This window comes from Algibacter pectinivorans (assembly GCF_900112595.1).
Classification (GTDB): domain Bacteria; phylum Bacteroidota; class Bacteroidia; order Flavobacteriales; family Flavobacteriaceae; genus Algibacter_B; species Algibacter_B pectinivorans.
The window spans coordinates 257,331-279,299 of sequence record NZ_FOMI01000001.1; the positions used below are offsets into that span (position 1 = coordinate 257,331).

18 protein-coding genes are annotated in these 21,969 nt (G+C 34.0%); 2 read left to right on the forward strand and 16 right to left on the reverse strand.

The window, feature by feature from the left end; translation table 11 throughout:
* Nucleotides 1-4 precede the first annotated feature (4 nt).
* From BMY96_RS01180 to BMY96_RS01190, 3 genes are read right to left on the reverse strand one after another with little or no spacing between them, the layout of a single operon-like run.
* Nucleotides 5-1,216, reverse strand: coding sequence for a BaiN/RdsA family NAD(P)/FAD-dependent oxidoreductase (locus BMY96_RS01180; RefSeq protein ID WP_092848021.1), 1,212 nt, complete (start codon nucleotides 1,214-1,216; stop codon nucleotides 5-7).
* On the reverse strand, nucleotides 1,213-1,899 hold the full coding sequence (locus BMY96_RS01185; protein WP_175473485.1) for a glycerophosphodiester phosphodiesterase: 687 nt from the start codon (nucleotides 1,897-1,899) through the stop codon (nucleotides 1,213-1,215). Before BMY96_RS01185 ends, BMY96_RS01180 begins: the two co-directional genes overlap by 4 nt.
* A complete protein-coding gene (locus BMY96_RS01190; RefSeq protein ID WP_092848023.1) occupies nucleotides 1,889-2,761 on the reverse strand; it encodes an acyl-CoA thioesterase in 873 nt (290 codons plus the stop codon). Before BMY96_RS01190 ends, BMY96_RS01185 begins: the two co-directional genes overlap by 11 nt.
* An 81-nt stretch (nucleotides 2,762-2,842) precedes the next feature.
* Between BMY96_RS01190 and BMY96_RS01195 the strand changes: the two genes are divergently transcribed.
* A complete protein-coding gene (locus BMY96_RS01195; RefSeq protein ID WP_245750513.1) occupies nucleotides 2,843-3,685 on the forward strand; it encodes a hypothetical protein in 843 nt (280 codons plus the stop codon).
* Nucleotides 3,686-3,699: 14 nt separating this feature from the next.
* On the opposite strand, the gene trxA is transcribed toward BMY96_RS01195, so the two are convergent.
* The 9 genes from trxA to msrB all read right to left on the reverse strand — a co-directional run bounded on the left by trxA (nucleotide 3,700) and on the right by msrB (nucleotide 13,356).
* The gene (gene trxA / locus BMY96_RS01200; RefSeq protein ID WP_092848026.1) at nucleotides 3,700-3,999 is read right to left on the reverse strand and encodes a thioredoxin; all 300 of its coding nucleotides are present in this window, start codon (nucleotides 3,997-3,999) and stop codon (nucleotides 3,700-3,702) included.
* A 61-nt stretch (nucleotides 4,000-4,060) separates the two neighbouring features.
* The gene (locus tag BMY96_RS01205; RefSeq protein ID WP_245750514.1) at nucleotides 4,061-7,765 is read right to left on the reverse strand and encodes a metallophosphoesterase; all 3,705 of its coding nucleotides are present in this window, start codon (nucleotides 7,763-7,765) and stop codon (nucleotides 4,061-4,063) included.
* Between the two features lie 13 nt (nucleotides 7,766-7,778).
* The gene (locus BMY96_RS01210; RefSeq protein ID WP_092848028.1) at nucleotides 7,779-8,744 is read right to left on the reverse strand and encodes an aldo/keto reductase; all 966 of its coding nucleotides are present in this window, start codon (nucleotides 8,742-8,744) and stop codon (nucleotides 7,779-7,781) included.
* Nucleotides 8,744-9,964 (reverse strand): bifunctional alpha/beta hydrolase/OsmC family protein, encoded by a 1,221-nt coding sequence (locus BMY96_RS01215; protein ID WP_092848030.1) that lies wholly within the window; start codon nucleotides 9,962-9,964, stop codon nucleotides 8,744-8,746. The genes BMY96_RS01210 and BMY96_RS01215 overlap by 1 nt, the downstream gene beginning before the upstream one ends.
* The gene (locus BMY96_RS01220; protein ID WP_092848033.1) at nucleotides 9,957-10,475 is read right to left on the reverse strand and encodes a peptide-methionine (S)-S-oxide reductase; all 519 of its coding nucleotides are present in this window, start codon (nucleotides 10,473-10,475) and stop codon (nucleotides 9,957-9,959) included. Before BMY96_RS01220 ends, BMY96_RS01215 begins: the two co-directional genes overlap by 8 nt.
* A gap of 34 nt (nucleotides 10,476-10,509) precedes the next feature.
* Nucleotides 10,510-11,004 (reverse strand): peptide-methionine (S)-S-oxide reductase MsrA, encoded by a 495-nt coding sequence (msrA, locus tag BMY96_RS01225; protein ID WP_092848035.1) that lies wholly within the window; start codon nucleotides 11,002-11,004, stop codon nucleotides 10,510-10,512.
* A 24-nt stretch (nucleotides 11,005-11,028) separates the two neighbouring features.
* Nucleotides 11,029-12,591 carry a protein adenylyltransferase SelO gene (locus tag BMY96_RS01230; RefSeq protein WP_092848037.1) on the reverse strand — a complete coding sequence of 521 codons (1,563 nt, stop codon included), beginning with the start codon at nucleotides 12,589-12,591 and terminating at the stop codon, nucleotides 11,029-11,031.
* 10 nt (nucleotides 12,592-12,601) lie between these two features.
* Entirely contained in the window at nucleotides 12,602-12,844 is a 243-nt protein-coding gene (locus tag BMY96_RS01235) for a glutaredoxin family protein (protein ID WP_092848039.1), read from the reverse strand.
* 62 nt (nucleotides 12,845-12,906) lie between these two features.
* A complete protein-coding gene (msrB, locus tag BMY96_RS01240) occupies nucleotides 12,907-13,356 on the reverse strand; it encodes a peptide-methionine (R)-S-oxide reductase MsrB (protein WP_092848042.1) in 450 nt (149 codons plus the stop codon).
* Between the two features lie 185 nt (nucleotides 13,357-13,541).
* Between msrB and BMY96_RS01245 the strand changes: the two genes are divergently transcribed.
* Complete coding sequence (locus tag BMY96_RS01245) at nucleotides 13,542-14,738, forward strand: Pycsar system effector family protein (RefSeq protein WP_092848045.1); 1,197 nt, start codon at nucleotides 13,542-13,544, stop codon at nucleotides 14,736-14,738.
* A gap of 54 nt (nucleotides 14,739-14,792) precedes the next feature.
* Here BMY96_RS01245 and BMY96_RS01250 read toward each other — a convergent pair whose 3' ends face one another.
* From BMY96_RS01250 to BMY96_RS01265, 4 genes are all read right to left on the reverse strand, one after another.
* A complete protein-coding gene (locus tag BMY96_RS01250; RefSeq protein WP_092848047.1) occupies nucleotides 14,793-17,165 on the reverse strand; it encodes a GAF domain-containing protein in 2,373 nt (790 codons plus the stop codon).
* A gap of 88 nt (nucleotides 17,166-17,253) precedes the next feature.
* On the reverse strand, nucleotides 17,254-19,092 hold the full coding sequence (locus BMY96_RS01255) for a glycoside hydrolase family 13 protein (protein ID WP_092848050.1): 1,839 nt from the start codon (nucleotides 19,090-19,092) through the stop codon (nucleotides 17,254-17,256).
* Between the two features lie 120 nt (nucleotides 19,093-19,212).
* The gene (gene fsa / locus BMY96_RS01260) at nucleotides 19,213-19,869 is read right to left on the reverse strand and encodes a fructose-6-phosphate aldolase (protein ID WP_092848052.1); all 657 of its coding nucleotides are present in this window, start codon (nucleotides 19,867-19,869) and stop codon (nucleotides 19,213-19,215) included.
* Nucleotides 19,870-19,879: 10 nt separating this feature from the next.
* Nucleotides 19,880-21,928: a transketolase family protein gene (locus BMY96_RS01265; protein WP_092848054.1), complete on the reverse strand. Its 2,049-nt coding sequence runs from the start codon at nucleotides 21,926-21,928 to the stop codon at nucleotides 19,880-19,882.
* Between the last annotated feature and the right edge of the window lie 41 nt (nucleotides 21,929-21,969).

Consider the following 21,969-nt stretch of genomic DNA (forward strand, 5'->3'; position numbering starts at 1 on the left):
ACACCTATTGTGCAATACTTTTTGCAGCAATGTAAGCACCTGTCCATGCATTTTGAAAATTAAAACCGCCAGTAATAGCGTCTACATTTATAACCTCGCCTGCAAAATATAAGTTTTTAACACGTTTGCTTTCAAAGGTTTTAAAATCAATTTCTTTAAGATTAACACCTCCTGCGGTAACAAACTCTTCTTTAAAAGTGCTTTTTCCATCTACCATAAAAACAGCTTGGGTTAACTGACCTGCTAAATTCTCTAATTTTGCTTTATTTAAATCGGCCCAACGGGTTTCTATGTCCATACCCGAAGCCAATACCAACTTATGCCATAGTCGCTTAGGAATATCAAATTGTGTAGACTTAAACACCGTTTTTTTTGCTAAATCTTGCTTAAGCGTTTTTAAAACCTCTAAACAGTCATTAAACGTTTGCCTTATAAAATTAATTTCTATTTGAAATTTATAATCTCGTTTTGCTAATTCTAAAGCTCCAAATGCCGATAGTTTTAAAATAGAAGGCGCGCTCATACCCCAATGCGTAATTAACAAAGGGCCTTCGCTCCACAAATTAGTATCTAAAACCTTTACCTCAACATCTTGAGCCACCACACCCGGAATATCCTGTATACGCTCATCCTTTATATTAAATGTAAATAATGAAGGTACTGGTTGCGAAATGGTATGCCCTAAAGACTCTAAAAGATTCCAAATTTTAGGATTACTACCAGTAGCTATTAACACCATATTGGTTATAAAATCGCCTTGAGAGGTTTGAATTTTAAATTGTTGGTCTTGCGGATTAATAGCTTTTACAATATGACTGTATAATACCTCAACCCGATGCTTTTCGGCTTCATGTAAAAAACAATCGATAATGGTTTGCGATGAATTGGATACCGGAAACATTCTACCATCATCCTCTATTTTAAGTTCGACACCACGTTTTTCAAACCACTCGATAGTATCGCCCGTCATAAACTGGTGAAACGGCCCTAAAAGTTCTTTTTCGCCTCGCGGATAGTTTTGAGTTAATTCTTTAGGAATAAATTCGGCATGTGTTACATTACAGCGTCCACCACCAGAAACTTTAACTTTTGCTAAACCCTCTTTACTACGCTCTAAAATGGCAACTTTTAAATTTGGATTTTGTTCTGCAATATTAATGGCTGCAAAAAAACCTGCAGCGCCACCACCTACTACAATAACGTCTTTAAACGTCATATTCTATCTGGATAATCAGAAATTATACCATCAACCCCATAAGATTTTATACGCTCTAAAGGTTTTAAGTTATTTACCGTAAACGCAAATACTTTAAATTCTTCTTTTAATTCTGCAACAATCTCTTCTGTTAACATAGTATAATCGGCATGAATACTAACTGCCTTTATGGTTTTAGCAAAAGTAACAGCTCTATTTAGGTTTCTATCTGTAAGCACACCTAAAGGAATTTTATCGTTTATATCGTAAACCTCTTTTAGTAAATCTTCTTGAAAACTAGACACTAAAATATTACTATAATCCCAACCTTTTTTATCTACATAAAAGGTAATAATTCTGGCCGCTTCCTTGGCTGTATCTTGACCTTTAAGCTCTATATTTAACAAGCACTTATTATCTACAAACGCTAAAACTTCTGCTAAAGATGGAATTTGATAAGTCCCCTTAGTTTTAAGTTTTTTTAAAGCGTTAAGCGAATGTTTAGCGACCTCTCCCGTACCATCGGTAATTCTATCGACAGTAAAATCATGAAAAACAACCAACTGTCCGGAAGCACAACGATGTACATCTATTTCAATGCCATCAACCTTTAAGCTTAAGCCTTTTTTAATAGATTCTAAAGTGTTTTCGGTTAAATGCCCTTTGGCCCCTCTATGTCCGATTTTTAAAATATTACTTGTCATTTTTAATAGGTCTTATTAATCCTTCTTGAGCCACTGTGGCTATTAATTTACCATCTCTAGTAAAAATATTTCCTCTTGCAAATCCCCTTGCGCTCGAGGCACTTGGAGATTCCATAGTATAAAGCATCCAGTCTGAAAAATCGAATTCTCTAAAAAACCACATGGAGTGATCTAAGCTGGCAGTTATTGTATTACCCCAATGCGCTTTACTAGCATGCGGGTTTAATGTTGCTGTTAAAATATTGTAATCTGATATATACGTTAAAATTTGCTGTTTTGTTGCCAAATCAAGCCCCTTAACATCTCCTTTTAATTTAAACCACACATCGTAATTTGGTGGTAAATCCTTTTGATCTAATGGGTTTACAAAGGTCGTTGGTTTAAATTCAATAGGGCGTTTAATTGACAAAAAAGATTGTATGCCTTTAGGTAAATTTTCGCCATATTTCTCATACATATCCGTCCAACTTAATAACTCTTCTGGTTGTTTTATGTTGGGTTTTAATTCAATTTGATGATTATACCCTGCCTCTTTTTTATGAAAAGATGCCGATAAAATAAAAATAGTTGTATCCTTTTGATGTGCCGTTACACGTCTTACCGAAAAACTTCCGCCGTCTCTAACAATACTTACATTATAGGTTATTGGGAGTTCTAAATCGCCTGCCTCTAAAAAATAAGCATGCATAGAATGTAAAACTCTTTGATTTGTAATAGTACGACTTGCCGCATTTATAGCTTGAGCCAAAACCTGCCCACCAAATACAATTGGACTTCCAATAGTTTTGCTAACCCCGTTAAATTCGTTATCGCCTATTTTCTCTAATACTAAAAGTTTTAATAAGTCGTTAACTGTGGTCATATCTTACTTTAAATTAATCAATACCTTATAATATCAAAAATATGTGTGTAAATTTACCACTATAAATTTTGACTACCTAAAATGAATAAACTTCTAATTCTATTTTTCCTGATTATTTCTAGCTGTGATACCGGTAAACTAAATATTATCACAGATCTTCCTAAAACCCTAAACGAGGTTTCCGGAACCGAAACTACCCAACAGACCAATTTAATCTGGATGTTAAATGATAGTGGCAACAAAGCTAGAATTTACGGCATAAATAAAAAAGGAAAAATTGAAAAAGAATTAAAAATTAATGCTAAAAACCACGATTGGGAAGATTTAGCATCAGATCATGTAGGAAACATTTACATTGGAGATTTTGGAAATAATCAAAACAAAAGAACAAATCTTACAATATTGAAAGTTAATGGCGAAGATTTAGATAAGGACGGTAAAATTGATATAGAACGCATATCGTTTAAATACCCAAAACAAGATAAATTCCCGCCCAAAAAGAAACAGATGTTTTTTGATTGCGAATCGTTTTTTTACTACAACAACAGCTTATACCTGTTTACCAAGAGCAGGGTTCGTGGTAATTTTGGAAAAACAGATTTATACAAAATACCAGCAACTCCAGGACACCATGTTGCAGAATACATCAATTCATTTAACTCTTGCGACGATTCTGGTTGTTGGATTACCTCGGCAGATATTAGTGATGATGGTAAACACGTGGTGCTACTTTCTCCAATGGCGGCTATTGTTTTTTCTAATTTTACCTCAGATGATTTTTTTACAGGAGACGTTAAGCGCTATGATTTTACTTTCGACTCGCAAAAGGAAGGTGTTTGTTTTACCGACAACAATACGCTTTTAATAACCGATGAAAAAGCCCATGGTGCCGGCGGAAACTTATATAGCTTTAGCTTAAATTAAGCTTAAAAGTTTAATTAGCTATGGGTCTCTATTACATTTACAATGTCACTTTTTTGTAACACACCAGATTGCCTCCATTTAGGAACACCACCTTTAAACAAAATCATGGTTGGTACGCTACGCACTTGGTATTTTGTAGCCAATTCTTGATTTTTATCAATATCCACTTTTACTATTTTTACAGCGTCGCCTAACTGCGCCTTAACATCTTTTAAAATAGGCATAAGCGCTTGACAAGGCCCACACCATGTTCCAAAAAAATCTACTAAAACAACGTCTTCCGAAGTTATTATATCTTTAAAACTACTTTTCATAAATTACAATTTCTTGATATTTTAGTCGAAATTATCCTTATAAAATTACACCATTTTCAGCTTAAAAACCAAAACCAACTTTAAACGCAAAACGTAAACCATCATCGCTATTAAAAGCAGATAAGTTAAATGTAACTACATCGGCGGCATTTGCAAAAACCCCACCACCTATTGAGGTATTCCATCTGTTTGCGTTAAACGTATTATTAAAAACAAGATTGTTATCTACCCAAACTCTACCATAATCAAAACCCGTATACACACCAACATTTAAAGGCAGTAATCCTGTTTTAAACTTTTTTAAATTTAAACGTAAATCTGTACTTTGATAAAATGATCTTTTACCAGAAAAACGTTCGTTTCTAAAACCACGAAGTCCATTATTGGCTCCTAAACTAGCCGCTTGATAAAACTCGAAATTATCCCCAAAAATTAAATGGGCTTTTGCCAACGTTGCCAATACTAAGTGACCACTAGCAGATATTTTATAATCGAATCCTAGCTCTGGAATTAAATACGTAAAACCTTTTGAATCTTCTAAATTAGTGGTGTACCCTAATTGTAGTTGGGTTTGAATACCCGAAGTAGGAAATGCTTCGCTATCTTTATTTCGGAAACTATATGTCGCATCAACACCAACAAAATCCTTTTGGTTTTCTTCACCGTTTGCAACGTAAAAATCATTAATAAATCTATTGTTAGTTTCTTCTACCTCTATAGATTCGTAACTAACACCTAACTTAATATGGGCTCCAAATTTTCCACGCCAGTTTAAACTAGGCGCAAATTTTATTGTACTTAACTTTACACGATTGTAATCTAAATTAAAATTATCCTCGTCGTCTACATTTAAATTAGGTGTACTATTACCATAACCAAAGAAATTTATGGCGTAGTTAGGGCTCGTAAATTTAGCATTTAAGCCTAAATTCCATTGCCCTACTATATTGGCAAATTCGCCATTATACTCAAAATCAAATCCACTAGTAGCAAAATAATAAGCACCCGAAAAGCTATGTTGCGAGCTAAAAGGATTACGCTCAAAACCATAATTAGTTAGCACGTTTAAAAAACCGAGTTTAAAACCATCATCCGGATTTGCTCCTAATACCGGTGTAAATTGATTGGTACTAAACTTAGCGGTGGTGTAATTATAAACATTAGTATCATAATCATCTACTAAACGTTTGCTTCCTTTATTGGTTGTAAATTGATTTTTCTTTGATTTAAAATCGTACATCATAACTTTTTTACCATTTTCGATGGTATACGTATCGTTATTTTGATTTCCAACTAGTCTTAACTTAATAAGCTTATCGCCTTTACCGGAAACTCTAAACACATCGTCATCATCCAAACCATACAGCCAAATCTCCTTTGTATGCGTTTTGTTATACGTTTGCTCATGTATTACAATTCCCTTTTCGCCATCCTTAATACGGCTTACGGTTACTTTGGTATTTCCGTTTGGAAAGCGTTCAATTTCAAAAAAATCATCTTTATCGGTTCCTCGTATTAAAGGTATTTTAATTAACGCATTGTAATAGGCATCTGCAGATTCTGGAAGGTTTTCAAGTCGTGCTTTTATAACCTCTTTTATGTTATCCACTGTTTCGTCTTGAACCTCTTTAGGAAAGGCTTTAAACGCGTTATCCAAAACATTGTCCGTTAAACTTTTTTGCAAATAGGCTACCTGCTCTTCCCAATCTTTTCGTGTGGTTTCATTTAGCAACATCATATCTAAAGAAAAAGGACTGGAGTTAAAGCCTTTTACATTTCTAATATCATAGTTAAACCCTTCCATTAACTTTAAAGTTGGGATAATTCTGGTGGCTACATTCATTAAAGCGCCATCGCCCATTACAGAAAAGGCTTGATCTCTATCTCTAGGAATGGGTCTATAAACCACTTTATCATCTTCCTCAAACTCTGCCCATCTCCATTGATCGACATGTCTATCCCAATCGCCAATAACCATATCGAATAAACGGGCTCTTAAAAACATCGTTTGATCTACGACGTATTTCTCATCCTTTCTTAGGTTTTTAATTAGATCGTCGGTACTCTCAATCTTATTAGCATTTCCAAAGCTTTTAATATCGCCATGTCCATCGGAAACATGTTCTTCTATCATATATAATTCGTCTCCAAAATCTTCATTAAAACCCTCTAAAGCTTTTTGTTTTGGCACATAGTATAACACAGGATTAGTATGATAAAGATTAACAGCATCAGACAAACCTCCTGTTACAAATGGTGCGTAAGGATGGGAACCTGTATAAAAATCTAATAATAAATCTTCGGTAATTGTACCTTCAAACTGCCCTTCAATATATTGATCCTTAAACGCCATAGCTTGTAAATATACCGTGGCACTTTTTCTTATGGCACGCATAACATAGCGCTTGTCTTCTTTATTTATTAATTGCAATGATTTTGATTGATGTCCACCACCTTTTCTATAAGGCTCTAAACCACCAAATATAGTATCTAGATTTACAGTTGGCACTTTTACTTTTGTACCATAATACGACCTGTAACGATCGCCCCAAATGTATTTATGAAAACCTGTTTTAGCGACCTCCTCTTCAGAATACACAGATGCTACCATCTCGTTAGGAAAAGGCTTAAAATCATGATTATATTCTTTTTTATCTTCTGAAAATACTTTAGTTTGAAAAAGAACCTTGTCGCTTTTAGCTGAGTAAAATCTAACAGCTGATGACCCATCGGTAAAAACATCAAAACGTGCATAACCGGGATCGCTTGAAGAAAACGCATCAACTACATTTCGAGTTGCTGTAGATTTAGATCCTGCACCACTAATAATTTGAGGTAAATTATCGTGTACTAAATATTGTAAACTATGCTCGTGCCCAGACACAAAAACGGTTTTATCGTTTTCTTGCGCAAGGGTTACAATACGTTTTTTAAAGGCATTATAATTTTTATATTGCACATCGGCCGGAGATAACCCACTCGTTTTTCGTATTAAATTTTTAAGCGACCCTAAAATAGGAAAAGGTTTTAAATGCGAATTAAAATCGTACTTACCACCATGCGGTCCATTTGTAAACATAGGGTGATGCATGGCGATAATTGTGGTTTTACCTCGTGCTTTTTTAACTAGGCTTTCAAACTCTTCAAAAAACTTAAATCGCGATTTAATTTCGCAGTCATCATTTATAGTTGGGTGTTTATCCCAATTGGTTAAATACCATTCGGTATCAACAATAATCATAACAATATCTTCAGAGATTTCAACTTTTTCTAAAGGGCAACCATCTTCGGGTAAAAATGTGTTTTTTCCTAAAGCGTCTTCAATATATTTTTCTTGTCGTTTTAACCCTATAAGACCTTGGCTATACCAATCGTGATTACCAGGTATAAAAATAGTTTCGCCTTTAAAATCTTTTACAGCCTCGGTTTGAACTTTTAATTGATATTCTGCAAATGCGCGTCTCTTATCCTTTTCGTCTGGAAGCCCTTTAGGATAGATATTATCACCTAAAAAAATAGCTGTACTATTTTTATGTGCTTTGTCCAATTCGGCTTTAAAGGCCTGCACACCTTGAGATACAGAACCAATTGGCGAATTACCACCATCGCCAATTAAATAAAAGGAATGCGCTATTTCCTTGTCCGGAAAACTAAAACTAGTATCCAAATTGTTATACTGGGTTTTATAAGTAGCACACGCATTTAAAAAGGTAATGATAACAAATAGTAAAGCTATTTTTGAAAATTTCATTTTAGTTAAATTCATTTAATAATTTTATTTAGTTCCAAAGCAATGCACTTCGTTCGTCCCAATAGTTGTTAGAAGATCCTGTTAAACCTTGAAGTTCTTGCAATTCTGCTTTAGTAAAACTAAAATCTAAAGCTTTTAAATTTTGTGTTAGCTGCGTTTTATTAGAGGCACCACTTAACACATAAGTAGGTTGTAAATTATCCATAACAAAACGCAATGCAATAGCATCAACCCCTACGTTATATTTTAAAGATAAGGCTTCTAAAATAGTATAGGCGGTTGTATAATGCTGAAATGCTTCATTCTTAAAAACCCGTCCATTTGCTAAAGCCTCCTTTATAATAACCGTTTTATCTAAATTTAAAACCGTTTTTAAAACTGAAAACGTAGACTGCTCAAACACATTATAAGTAACTTGAAAACTATCAAACAAACAATTATCGTTAATCTTAACTTTTAAAGCCGCCTCAATAACCTCTTTTTGGTTTGCGCCACTGGTTGTTATGCCTATTTTTAAGCCTGTTTCCTTTTGTATTTGATGTAACTTATTTAAAACAGCTTGATTTTCTAGAACGCCACTATCAAACGTTGCCGAATGTATTTGATAGTATTTTAAATTAGGCATCATGTGTTTTGAAACTTGCCATTGCTCCACTAATTTTTCTAGCGAGTGTTCTTTAATTTCATGCTTACCATTGTAACCAAGTTCCCAATTAGCCACATAAGTATATCCCCATTTTGTTCCTAAAATAGCATCCGGGTACTTTTTATTAGCGTCCCATTCCTTTAAAAAAGCTTCGCCGTTGCCATAAGAAGGTGCCGTATCAAAATAACGCACACCTAAATGATACGCTTCATCTAAAACCGAAAGGGCATTATTTTTAAAGGTTTCTTGTGTTTTATCGTTTAAACGTGTTGGCCTAATATTAATATACTCGGGTCTGCCCAACGCTGCTAAACCTAAACCTATTTTTGTTTTTAAACTGTGTTCCATTACGCTATAACTTCGGTTTCAATCACGGTATCGCTAGTTAATGTTTTATGAACAGGACATTTTGCCGCTATTTCTTTTAAACGTGCCTTTTGTTTTTCGTCTAAATTACCAACAAATTTTAATCTTTTTTGTAAATGATCTATTTGTTTTGGCTTATCTAGGTCCAGCATTAAATCGTCGCTATGTTTTTTAGAATAAGTAATATACACATACACCTCCTGCAAATCCCATTTTTTACGCTGCGCATACATTTTTAGCGTCATTACGGTACAGGCTGCTAATCCTGCACTTAAAAACTCGTAAGGCGATGGTCCAAAATCGTCACCACCAACATGCTCGGGCTCATCGGCAATAAAACTATGCTTTTTAGTTTGTATAGACGTTGTAAAGTTATCCTCAACTAGGTTTAAATGCGCCACTAATTGCTCGCCTTTGGTATCTAACATACTATGATCTTCTTGCACAAAATAGCGTTGCACCCAGGTACCAATTATGTTACCTACATACCTACTATCCTTAGCGTTGGATAATAAATGATCTGCGCCATCTAAACTCACAAAACTTTTTGGATGGTGGGCATCATGATATAATTTATGTGCATTATCAATCCCCACAATACTATCAAATGGAGCATGCATGATTAATATTGGTTTACGCAAGTTTTTTGTTATTTCGGGTAAATCAATTTTACTAAAATCGTTTACAAAGGCTTCGTTAATTTTAAATGGTCGTCCTCCAATATTTACCTCAACTTCTCCCTTTTCTTTTACCTCATCAATATCATGAGAAAACAAATGGGTAACATGGCTAGCCGTTGCTGGCGCACCAACAGTTGCTACCGCTTTTATATTGTCTAGTTTTGAAGCCGCCACTATTACTGCTGCACCTCCTAAAGAATGCCCAACTAAAAGACTTGGCGCTTGGTAGTTTGTTTTTAAATACGCGTTAACCGCTAATAAGTCGTCTACATTTGCAGAAAAATGACTCTCGGCAAATTCGCCTTCACTTCTGCCTAATCCGGTAAAATCGAAACGCAATACACCAAAACCATGACCGGTTAACGACCTACTTATATTCCTAACCGCACTTAGTGTACTGCTACATGTAAAACAATGTGCAAAAATAGCGTAATGCTGCGGCTTTTGGTTGGCAGGTAACTCTAAAAATGCCTGTAACTTATACCCTTTTTTATTTGTTATATTCAGCTTTTTACTACTCATTTTTTATATGTTTTAATCGTTCTTGATTTGTGTATTTTGAAAACTTACTTAAAAGCATTTTTAACTTCGGATTAATAAAGGTTTCACAAAATGGCTTTTCTGGATTACTGTAATAGTAGTTTAGAATTTGCGCTCTTGATGCTTTAAACGATGCAAAAGGTAAAACCTCCGTTATTAATTGATTTTCAAATTGACTTTGAAACCCTTTTATTATTAGTTTCGACGCTTCTTTTTGTTCTTCTGAAAACACATAAATTGCCGAACGGTATTTATTTCGCATTGAGTGACTAGAGGTACTTTTGTGCGTATGCAAATGAATTTCAATTAAACTTTTAAGCGGAATTATTTCCGGATTAAAATGAACGATTACAGCTTCGGAAAACGTATTATTGTTTCCTGTTGAAGCCACAAAACCTTGTTCTACTTTTAACACACCACTTAACGACTGAAACACCGCCTCGGTACACCAATGGCATCCGCCTCCTAAAGCTATTTGTTGTAAGGTTTCCAAACTAATAATTTATACCGCAGGCCTACTAAATTGGTTATATAAAAGACTCCTGAAACCTTTCAAAATGACAGGTATAGCCATTTGGTATTCTAACCAAATAATCTTGATGTTCTGGTTCTGCTTGCCAAAAGGTTGAATACGGCTCTAAAGTTGTAACCACATCATCTTCCCATTTACCAGACGCATTAACAATGCTTATCATCTCTTCGGCTTCCTTTTTTTCCTCTTCATTTTGAAAAAAGATGGCCGACCTGTAACTAGATCCTTTATCATTTCCTTGTCTGTCGATAGTTGTAGGATTGTGAATTCTAAAAAAATAATCTAAAATTGCTTTAAAAGAGGTTTCGTTAGGATTGTAAGTTAACTCAATACCTTCGGCATGACCCGGATGGTATTTATAGGTAGGATTATCATTTTCTCCACCAATATATCCAACTTCGGTATCTTTTATTCCTGGGCGTGTTCTAAATAAATCTTCCATTCCCCAAAAACAGCCACCTGCTATGTATGCTTTTTTATAACTACTCATTACTTTTTATTTTATTTTAATGTATTATGAACTACAAGATAACATGGAACAGCCTACTTTATGTCGTGCCCATTCCGGACGTTTAGCAAACCATTGTTGATATTCTGGCTGCTCACTATAGGGCTCTTTTAGCATATTAAACAATTGATCTATTAATGTATAATCGCCCTTATCGGCATCATCAATAGCTAACTGCGCCATATAATTTCTTAAAACGTATTTTGGGTTAACGTTGTTCATTTTTTTACTTCTGTCTTCGTCGGAAAACGTTTCTAGACCTAACCGTTTTGCATAACTTTCAAACCATTTAAGCCATCGGCTTTTTAAATCGCCTTCAATCGCTTCAGGCTTATAAAATGCTTCGGTAATAACTTGAATACCTTCCAAAGGATTTTCCTTTTTAAAATTACTTAAATTTCTGAAGAAAATCGTCATATCGGTTTCTGTTTGATGCAAGATATCTTCCAATTCCAAAATTAATTTTTGGTCGTTTTCATCTTCTTTTTGCAGACCTAATTTAGTGCGCATCATATTAAGCAGCTTCACTTCAAAATCTATTTTGTACTGATTTAAAATAGCTTCTAAAGGTTCGGCTTCATCAATTAAAGGATATATAGCGTTTGCCAGCTGAATTAAATTCCACAAACCAATATTAGCTTGATTACCAAAACGATAACGCTTATGTTGCCTATCGGTAGTGTTGGGTGTCCAACCATAATCATAACCTTCTAACCAGCCATATGGTCCGTAATCGATGGTTAAACCAAGTATAGACATATTATCGGTATTCATAACACCATGAACAAAACCAACGCGTTGCCAATGAATAATCATATCTAAAGTGCGCTCTGAAACTTCTTGAAAAAAGGCTAAATAGGTGTCTTTTGATGGTGTACCTAAATGTGAAAAATGCTGTTTTACAGTATAATCTACCAAGGTTTTAAGCGTCTTGTTGTCTTGTCTAGCTGCAAAAATTTGATAGCTTCCAAAACGCAAAAAAGTTTCTGCTGTTCTGCAAACAATGGCGCCTTTCTCGTAGGCCGAATTACCATTATACAACACGTCGCGTAATACTTGATCGCCAGATAAGGACAAGGACAAGGCTCGAGTTGTTGGCACGCCTAAATGGAACATAGCTTCACTACATAAATACTCTCTAACCGAAGAGCGTAACACAGCTAAACCATCGGCTGTTCTAGAATATGGTGTTTCACCGGCACCTTTTAATTGGACTTGCCAATTTTGGTTATTATGTTGTACTTCAAATAAATTTATAGCACGACCATCGCCTAATTGTCCTGCCCAATTACCAAATTGATAGCCGCCATAACACATGGCATAAGGTTTAGTATTTGGCAACACTTTATTTCCGGTAAAAACCTTTAAAAAGGCTTCACCTTTAGAATCGGCTTCAGACAACCCTAAATTTTTAAGCATTTCTGGAGATGCGTGCAACAATTCTGGTGCTGCAGTTTGTTTTGGCGTTACATAAGAAAAACACGCTTTAGTTACCTGCCTCCTTGTATTTTCCAGCACAGGATCCCCAGGTAATTTTGTATTGAATGTATCTTTTATATTCAGCTTCATTTATTATGATTTACAACTTATTTATCCCCTTTTTTAATTCAGTATCAGATGTTTTTTTTAACCTTTTTTGTCCAATACCTAATGTTGGAAAATTAAGCTTTCTGTTTGTATACAGGGCTAGTAATTCTTCCGCGAAAGCGTTATTTAACTCCACATCCAAAAACGAATAGTTTACATTTAAGCCCTTTAAATACCTTTTGTAATATTGCGTTTTATGGCATCTATTAGCGCCATATAGTTTAATCTCTGGCATAATAACTAATTAGGCTAAGCCGTAAAAAGCGCATTAAAGCAATATCAAGCTTAAATTGTTGGCTACAATACCTTTTCTAATTGCATCGATTCTGAGTTTATACAATAGCGCAAACCGCTAGGTTCTGGACCATCTGGAAACACGTGTCCTAAATGGGCATCGCAGGTATTACACATAACCTCTACGCGCACCATCCCAAATGCCGTATCGCGCTCGTACTTAATGGCGTTTTCTGTAATGGGCTGTGTAAAACTTGGCCATCCTGTACCAGACTCAAATTTAATTGTAGAATCGAATAATGGTGTATTGCAACACACGCAGTTGTATTTACCTGCTTCATGAATGCTACAAAGGGCACCACTATGCGGACGCTCCGTACCTTTTAATCTAGTAATTCTAAATTGTTCTGGTGTTAGTTGTGCCTTCCATTCGGCCACTGTTTTTTCTACACGTTTATCGGGTATGGGGTTTCCTTTTATAGAGAAATTGATGATTTTTTTCCAAGTTAACATAATACAATCTTTCTTTTTTGCAAATAATATGTTTTTTATAGGTAAAGATAATTTAAAGTAATTGGATAACCGTAAAATTTATAGTTTTTGAAAACTATTTAAAAATAATACGACCAAATAAAACGTTACTGTACTTTCCCTTAAAGTTTAGTATTTTTACTTGATAAACATTTATATCCTCCAATATGCTAATAACAGCAACTGAAAAATTTGTAATTAACCTTTTAAACGAAAAGTTAGCTACTTCTTTTACTTACCATAATATTACACATACACAACGCGTTGTTGAGGATGTTAAAACACTAGCCGAACTTTGCAATGTTGATGAGGATAATACAAACCTGCTCTTAATTGCTGCTTGGTTACATGATACGGGTTACATAAAAGGCGTTACCAACCATGAAGACGAGAGCATTAAAATTGCTAGAGCGTTTTTAGAAGGCGAAAAATGCCCAGAAAAAGACATAACAGTTATTTGCGATTTAATATTGGCTACTAAAATGACTGTGGCGCCCAATAATGTTTTAGAAGGCATATTAAGAGATGCCGATTGCTCTCACGTTGGAAGCAAAAGCTACATGGATATTTCTGAATTACTTAGAAAAGAATGGGAATTATTATTCAACAAGACCTTTGACGATATTAAATGGCTAGATGAAAACATTGATTTTCTATCTACCAAACACCGTTTTCACTCGCCCGAAGCGGCAAGCATTTGGGATAAGCGAAAAGGGAAAAACCTAGCAAAACTAATAAATACAAGAAAAAAATTAGTAAACGAGGAAAAGAAACTAACACAGAAAAAAAAGGAATTAAAGTTTAAAAAAAATAAAATTGAATTGCCAGAACGTGGTATTGAAACCATGTTTAGAGTAACACTAAAAAACCATATTACTTTAAGTAACATTGCCGATACTAAGGCTAATATTTTACTGTCTGTAAATGCCATTATTATATCGATGGTATTGTCGAATCTAGTTTCTAAACTGGATAACATTTCCAACCATTACCTAATTATCCCCACAGTAATCTTTGTATTTTTTACTGTTATCTCTATGGTTTTATCCATTTTAGCAACACGCCCAAACGTAACGCGAGGCCAATTCACAAAAGAGGATGTCGCTAATAAAAAAGTAAACCTTTTATTTTTTGGGAACTTTCATAAAATGTCTTTACAAGATTTTGAATGGGCCATGGGAGAAATGATGGAAGATCGCGATTACCTCTACTCTTCAATGAAAAAAGATTTATATTTTTTAGGCTTAGTTTTAGATAAAAAATACAAAATACTTAGACTTACTTATACCGTTTTTATGATTGGAATTATAGTAAGTGTCCTTGCATTTGCTATAGCATTTAAGTACTCGGGAGTTGTTTTGTAAAGCTTGTTTTACTTTAAAACTTCTGTTTAAATTAGGAAAGCTTAGTTTTAAAAACTAAGCTTTAATTTCTTTCATTAAATCATCATAGGAATAAAATGATTTATCGGCTTCATTTTTATGATAAAGCACACTAACTCGAATGGCTTTTAAGCCTGTTACAGCTTGCAAATCTTCAAGTTCTACTATTTCAATATCCGTATCTAAATAATGCTTAGACTGGAGGAATTTTATATATCTTAAATATTCTATTTCATCTTGTTTTTGAGAATACACAATGCTTATTTTTCCCTTTTGAGTAACACGCTCTGTGGTTCCTTTTATATACGCCTTATCAACGCGCTTTTTTACAATTTCGTATCGTGCATTATAGGTACCATCTACATCAAACTGTTTTTCATCCATTCTAAAACTTATAGATAATGGTTGATTAAATACCAAAATCATTGATGCTACATCTAAAGCTACAGGAAATTTAGATTGCATTTGGTAGTAGGCATTTTCCATTTCGCACATAACCTGTAATTGCCATAAACGCAAATTGTAAAGGTATATATGATTGAATGAATCCTCTTTAGTAATAGACTCGCCTATATACATGTTATGCTCTACACCATCCGTTTTAAAACGCTCAAAATAGTGCGGATACATAAGTTGTGCTTCTACTTGTTTTTTATCTAATAACGAGGCCATTTCTTTATTAATTTTAGAAATGGTTTTATCGTAATCTTTTCTATGTTTATACAACACGTTTACCTTGTCGTCAATGCTATTAAAGTACGCATCTATCTCGTCCTTAAAGTCATCATTAGTGTAAATATGTTTTAACAAGGGCTCTATATCTTGTTTAAAAAACTCGGAGATTTGTTGTTCGCTATCTACCTGAAAATGTGTTTCTAAACCCTTTAAATACTCATCTATCTGAAAAATAAATTGCTGGTAAATGGGTAATAGTTGCGTTTTGTAAATTCTTACAAAAATATTTTTAACCGCATTTAACTGAAGCGATAAATCTAGACTAGTAGCAGTATTTCTAGCTTCCGAAGATCCTTTTATATCGATTTGACCATAAAGCGGATACACATTAGTAAATGCTATTTTTTTAAAACTAGCTTCTTCTCCCTTTAATTCGGCATTTATAAAGTTTTTTGCTTCTTTTTTAAATCGCCAATGCACACTAGAGTGAATTGAAGTACATTCTTTTTGAATAATGGCTTCTATTAAATTTTCTTCTTCGTTTTGTGTACGCTCTACGGCGGTTATAATAAAAGGCATAACATCTGCTAACTTATTAGCATTTATACTATTTAAAACCTCTGGTTTAAAAGACACTATTTCAATAATACCTAATAGGCCATTTTTATTTGCTATGGGTGCAAAAATAGCACTCTTTATACCTTGTTCATGTAAATTTAAAATATGAGGAACATGTCCTTTTTCTTTTTCGAACATTTTATCAACGTTCGATATGGAGAAAAACTTATTTTCAAGTAACAATCTATTGTAAGATCTACTACATAGAGCATCTATACATTTTTCGTTATCTCTATCACCTAATAAGTAACTTTTTACTCCAGCACCATAAACGCGCTCAAAAACTTGATCTTCTTTATTATAAGTAGAAAAACCAACCTTTATATCCTTTAATCTTAAAAGTGATCTAAAAATTTCATGAAAACCCTCCATAAAACTTTCATTCTTTCTCTTTTCGTCACCTATTAAATTGGACTTTATATTGGATATAGACTGATCGTCTGTAACATCAAAAATATTAGATACTACAAAACCTTTAAAACTATAACTATTTACAGGAAACTTTTCTTTCCAAAGGTCTATATTTTCAAAATTGTCTAATAGTTCTTTATAATCTGCCTCGGTAATAAGTTTGGTATGCTTCTTTGGAATAATTTCACAAAAATCTGCATTATAAAGTATTTTATAATAATGTAAAATACCTTGAGCATCTGGTATTTCGTAATAAAAAGGTCTTTTAAAGTTTAAGTTATAGCCATAACAAAAATTTAAAATTATAGTACAGGCCAAAATATAGGTATCGTTTTCTGGTATATTTTTTATTTGAAGGGTAAAATCTTTTCCAGCTGTTTCTATAATTTTTTGAAACCGCTCTGAAGAATTAAATATTAAATTATGAAACGGTACTGAAGCCGTTTTAATTTCATTGTTTGTTAATAATGGACTAAAAGCATCTTGTAGAATTAATTGTATTTCTTTTGCTCTAGTTTTTAAAATAGAAGTGTCACTAAAACCTTCTTTTAATTCTGGGTAACGTGATGCCACCTTTAAAATTTGGTTTGCTTTAGTTACAACCAACTCATTGTTACTTTTAGCTAATGCTTCGTAATGCTTCAAATATTTATTAAAACTTACTTGAAGGTATAAAGGTGATTCGATATTATCGTTAATATCCATATTGTTAATATACTTAATTTGCAAAGTTACAAATATTGAGTTTAGTCGCTAACTTTAGCTCTACCTAACTTTCTTAGTTATTATTAAATTACAATTTTGTACTAAAAATAAAACAACCTTTTTCTTGTAAAGTGATATTATCGCCCCAAAAAAACGTGTAACTTGTAATAATATTTTTAACTGCTCTTCCTTGTAATCCTATTTCATTAAACTTAGCCAAGTACAATTTAGTTTCTCCCTGATTTTTATTCATAATATGAATAACAGTTTCATTATCTAAAATTCTAAACAGTACGTAAACACCATTTTCTGGAACAAAATGGACTGTTTTTCCATAATGTATGGCCTTACTATGTTTTCTAAAGTTTAGTAGTTTCTTTACAAAACCTTGCATGTTTACTTGGTTTTCATTTAATCCTTTCCCTGTAAAAGCATTTACTTGATCCCCCTTCCAACCTCCTGGAAAATCTGAACGTACTAAGCCATGGTCTCCAGGGTTTTCAAAATCTTGCATTAAAATTTCCGTGCCATAAAATATTTGTAAAACTCGAGGTATGAGAGCCAAAAAGCTAACTGCCATTTTAGTAAAAGCTATATCTCCGTTAAGCCTAGTAAAAATCCTACTCATATCATGATTGTCTGGAAAAACCATAATATCACTAGGTTTTGTATAAGCAAAATCGTTAGCCAAGGCCTCATACAGCTCTATTAATCCCGAATCGTATCCTTCTTGATTATTTAAGCTGTTTACAACAGTTTCTTGCATAGCAAAATCCATTGGCGATTTTAAATTAGAAAGATAGCCATCCTTATTAGGGTTTCCGTGCTGCCAATATGCTATTAACAAAGGGTTATTAGTCCACTCTTCGCCAACTATACTAAAGTTGGGGTACTCATTCATTATAGCACCAGCCCATAAACTCATAAAACCTTTATCTGGATAGGAATATGTATCTTGCCGAATACCTCTTAAATTGGCTGTTTCGATCCACCAAATACTATTTTGTATAGTATACTTTGCCATAAATGGGTTACGATGATTTAAATCTGGCATTACAGATACAAACCAACCTTCGCTCATTCCTTTTTTATCGAAATTTGAGGCGTAGTCATCTTGGTTTGTAGTTCGTCTATGTGTTGTAGTTATACTCTTAGTTTCATTCCAATTGGTTCTATTTCGGACATAGTTGTCTTGATGATTTATCCAGTTTTTAAAAGGAAAATCTTTTAACCACCAGTGCTCTAAACCACAATGATTAGCTACTTGATCCATAATAAGTTTCATTCCTCTTTTTGTAGTTTCTATTGACAACATTAAGTAGTCATTAAGGGTACCAAACCTAGGATCGATTTGATAAAAATCTGTTATAGCGTACCCATGATAAGATCCATGGTACATATTATTTGTTAGTAACGGCGTAAGCCAAATTGCCGTAAACCCCAAATTATTAATATAATCTAATTGATTAATTATACCTTTAATATCGCCACCATGTCTAGCGTAATTATCATTGCGATCTACATTTTTTTCATTAAGCGCTTCGTTAATATCAATACTAGGATTGCCGTTAGAAAATCTATCAGGAGTTATTAAATAAATGGCATCAGTACTATTGAAACCAATATAGTCTTTGGAATGTGTTATCCTTGATTTTAATGTGTAATTAAAAACTAAATCTGGTGTATGTTCTTTTTTAAAAACAAGATTAAAGTGACCTGCTTTAGTCGATTTTGAAATGTGCAAATCTATAAACAAATAGTTAGGACTATCTGCATAATGAATATTTTTAATAGTAACTCCTGGATAAAAGACATCTAGTTTTCGTTCTGAAATATCTTGATAGTGCACTAAGAGCTGCAACGAAGTTTCTTTAAAACCAACCCACCAGTTTGGTGGTTCTACACGTAAAACATCTAATTTTTTCATATACAAATTATTTAATTTTGTTTTACCACATTACAAGATACGCTTGTTTTAATAAAAAAAGCTTCTCCATTCCGTTAAGAACATGAGAAGCTTTATATTAATTTTACAAACTAGTAATTTCTAGCTATTTCCTTTTTTATAGTCTTCTAAAAATTTAGCTAAACCAATATCTGTTAAAGGGTGTTTTAATAAACCTTTAATAGAAGATAGTGGCCCCGTCATTACATCACTTCCTAATTTAGCACAATCAATAACGTGCATTGTGTGACGCACAGATGCTGCTAAGATTTGAGTTTCGAAACCGTAGTTATCATAAATTTGTCTAATTTCTGCAATAAGGTTTAAACCATCTGTAGAAATATCATCTAATCTACCAATAAAAGGAGACACATAAGTTGCTCCCGCTTTAGCTGCTAAAAGTGCTTGACCCGCAGAAAACACCAAAGTTACATTAGTTTTAATACCTTTATCAGAAAAGTATTTACAAGCTTTAATGCCATCAGCAATTAAAGGTAATTTAACTACGATTTGAGGGTTTAAAGCCGCTAGAGCTTCGCCTTCTTTAACCATGCCTTCAAAATCTGTTGAGATCACTTCGGCACTTACATCACCTTCAACGATATCACATATTTTTTTGTAATGTCCTATAATATTATCGGCACCTGTAATACCTTCTTTGGCCATTAAAGATGGGTTGGTTGTAACACCATCTAACACACCTAATGCTTGTGCTTCTGCAATGTCATCTAGGTTTGCTGTATCTATAAAAAATTTCATATTATTTAGTTTATTTTGTTAAAACTGTTTCGTTTAAATAGTCTAATACTTGTTTGCTTACTTTCTCGCCTGTAAACCCAAACTTATCGTCTAGAACGGTTGCTGGTGCAGAATAACCAAAGTGCGTTAAACCAAACACTTTACCGTTATCACCAACAAGACCTTCTAGATTAACAGGTAATCCCGCAGTTAATCCAAACAACGGTGTGTTATTAGGAATCACGCTAGTTTGGTATGCTTTAGATTGATTTCTGAATACACCTTCTGAAATTATAGAAGCAATACTCACTTTTAAATTTTCTTTTTCCTCAAGAATTTGAGCCGCTTCAAATAAAGTCGCAACTTCTGATCCGTTAGCCACTAAAACCACATCCGGGTTTTCAACTTCTTTTACCAAATAACCACCCTTTTGAGCTGCTAAAGCATCTTGATATCTTGATGCGCCTTTAGCAGGAAGATCTTTAATACCTTGTCTTGATAATATTAAACCAGATGGTGAGTCTGTGTTTTCTAAAGCCATTTTCCAGGCTACGCTAGTTTCAGCTGAATCTGCCGGACGCATCGCTAAGAAACTGTTTTTACCACTATGGTTTTTAAGCTTTTCTAATAAACGTATTTGAGCTTCTTGCTCTACTGGTTGGTGAGTTGGTCCATCTTCACCTACTCTAAAAGCATCGTGTGTCCAAACATATTTTACACCTAATTCTTGAATACCACTTAAACGGATGGCAGGTTTCATGTAGTCTGAAAACACAAAGAATGTTGCTACTACAGGAATAATTCCACCGTGTAATGCAATACCATTTGCAATACAAGCCATAGTTAATTCGGCAACACCTGCTTGTAAAAACGACCCGCTAAAATCACCTTTTTGTAATGCTGATGATTTTTTTAAGAATCCATCAGTTTTATCACTGTTAGATAAATCGGCAGAAGACACAATCATGTTTTCTACGTTTTCGGCTAAATACGCTAACACATTTGAAGAGGCTGCTCTAGATGCTAAACCAGCTTTATGCTCAATAGATTCGAAATCTAATTCTGGAAGTTTCCCTGATAAGAAGAAATCTAATTTATTAGCTAAAGCATCATTATCTTTTCTCCAAGCATTTATAACAGCTTTCTTTTTGGCTGCTTGTGCTGTTTTTTCTTCAATGATATTCTTGTATAACGCACTTACGTTCTCGTATATATCAAAAGGACTGTCAACACTAGCCCCTAAATTTAATAAGGTTTTTTCGTAATCTGCACCGGTATGACCAATTGGCTGACCGTGTAATTCACAGTGCCCTTCAAACATACTACCATCGGCAGCCACACAACCTTTACCCATTATTGTTTTTCCAATAATTAAGGTTGGTTTTTCGGTTTCGTTGTTGGCATCGGTTAATGCCTTTCTAATTTCGTCGTGATTATGAGCATCAATAGTAACTACTTTCCACCCCCACGCTTCATATTTAGCAGCTGTATCTTCACTAGTTACCTCGTCTGTAGATGTAGATAATTGAATGTCGTTAGAATCGAAAAACATAATAAAATTGCTTAATCCTAAATGACCTGCAATTCTACCAGCACCTTGAGATATTTCCTCTTGAATACCTCCATCTGAAATAAAACCATATACTTTATGATTCATCCAATCTCCAAAACGGGCTTCTAAAAATTTAGCAGCAATAGCAGCTCCCACACCCATAGTATGACCTTGCCCTAATGGACCAGATGTGTTTTCAATACCTCTTGCTACATCTACTTCTGGATGGCCTGGAGTAATAGAACCCCATTGACGGAAGTTTGCCACATCGTCTTTAGCATAATTTCCTAGTAAATAGTACTGTGCATACATTAACGTAGATAAATGACCTGCATCCATAAAGAAACGATCTCTAAATGGCCATGTCATATCTGATGGATCATAATTAAAAAATTCTGAATAAAGGATATGCATAAAATCTGCCCCTCCCATTGGGCCACCCGGGTGACCTGAATTTGCCTTTTCTACCATAGCTACACATAATGCTCTTATATTATCTGCTGCTTGTAAATTAATGTCTTTGTTCATTTTTTTAATTATGATTAATATTTAATTGCTTAAAAACAGGG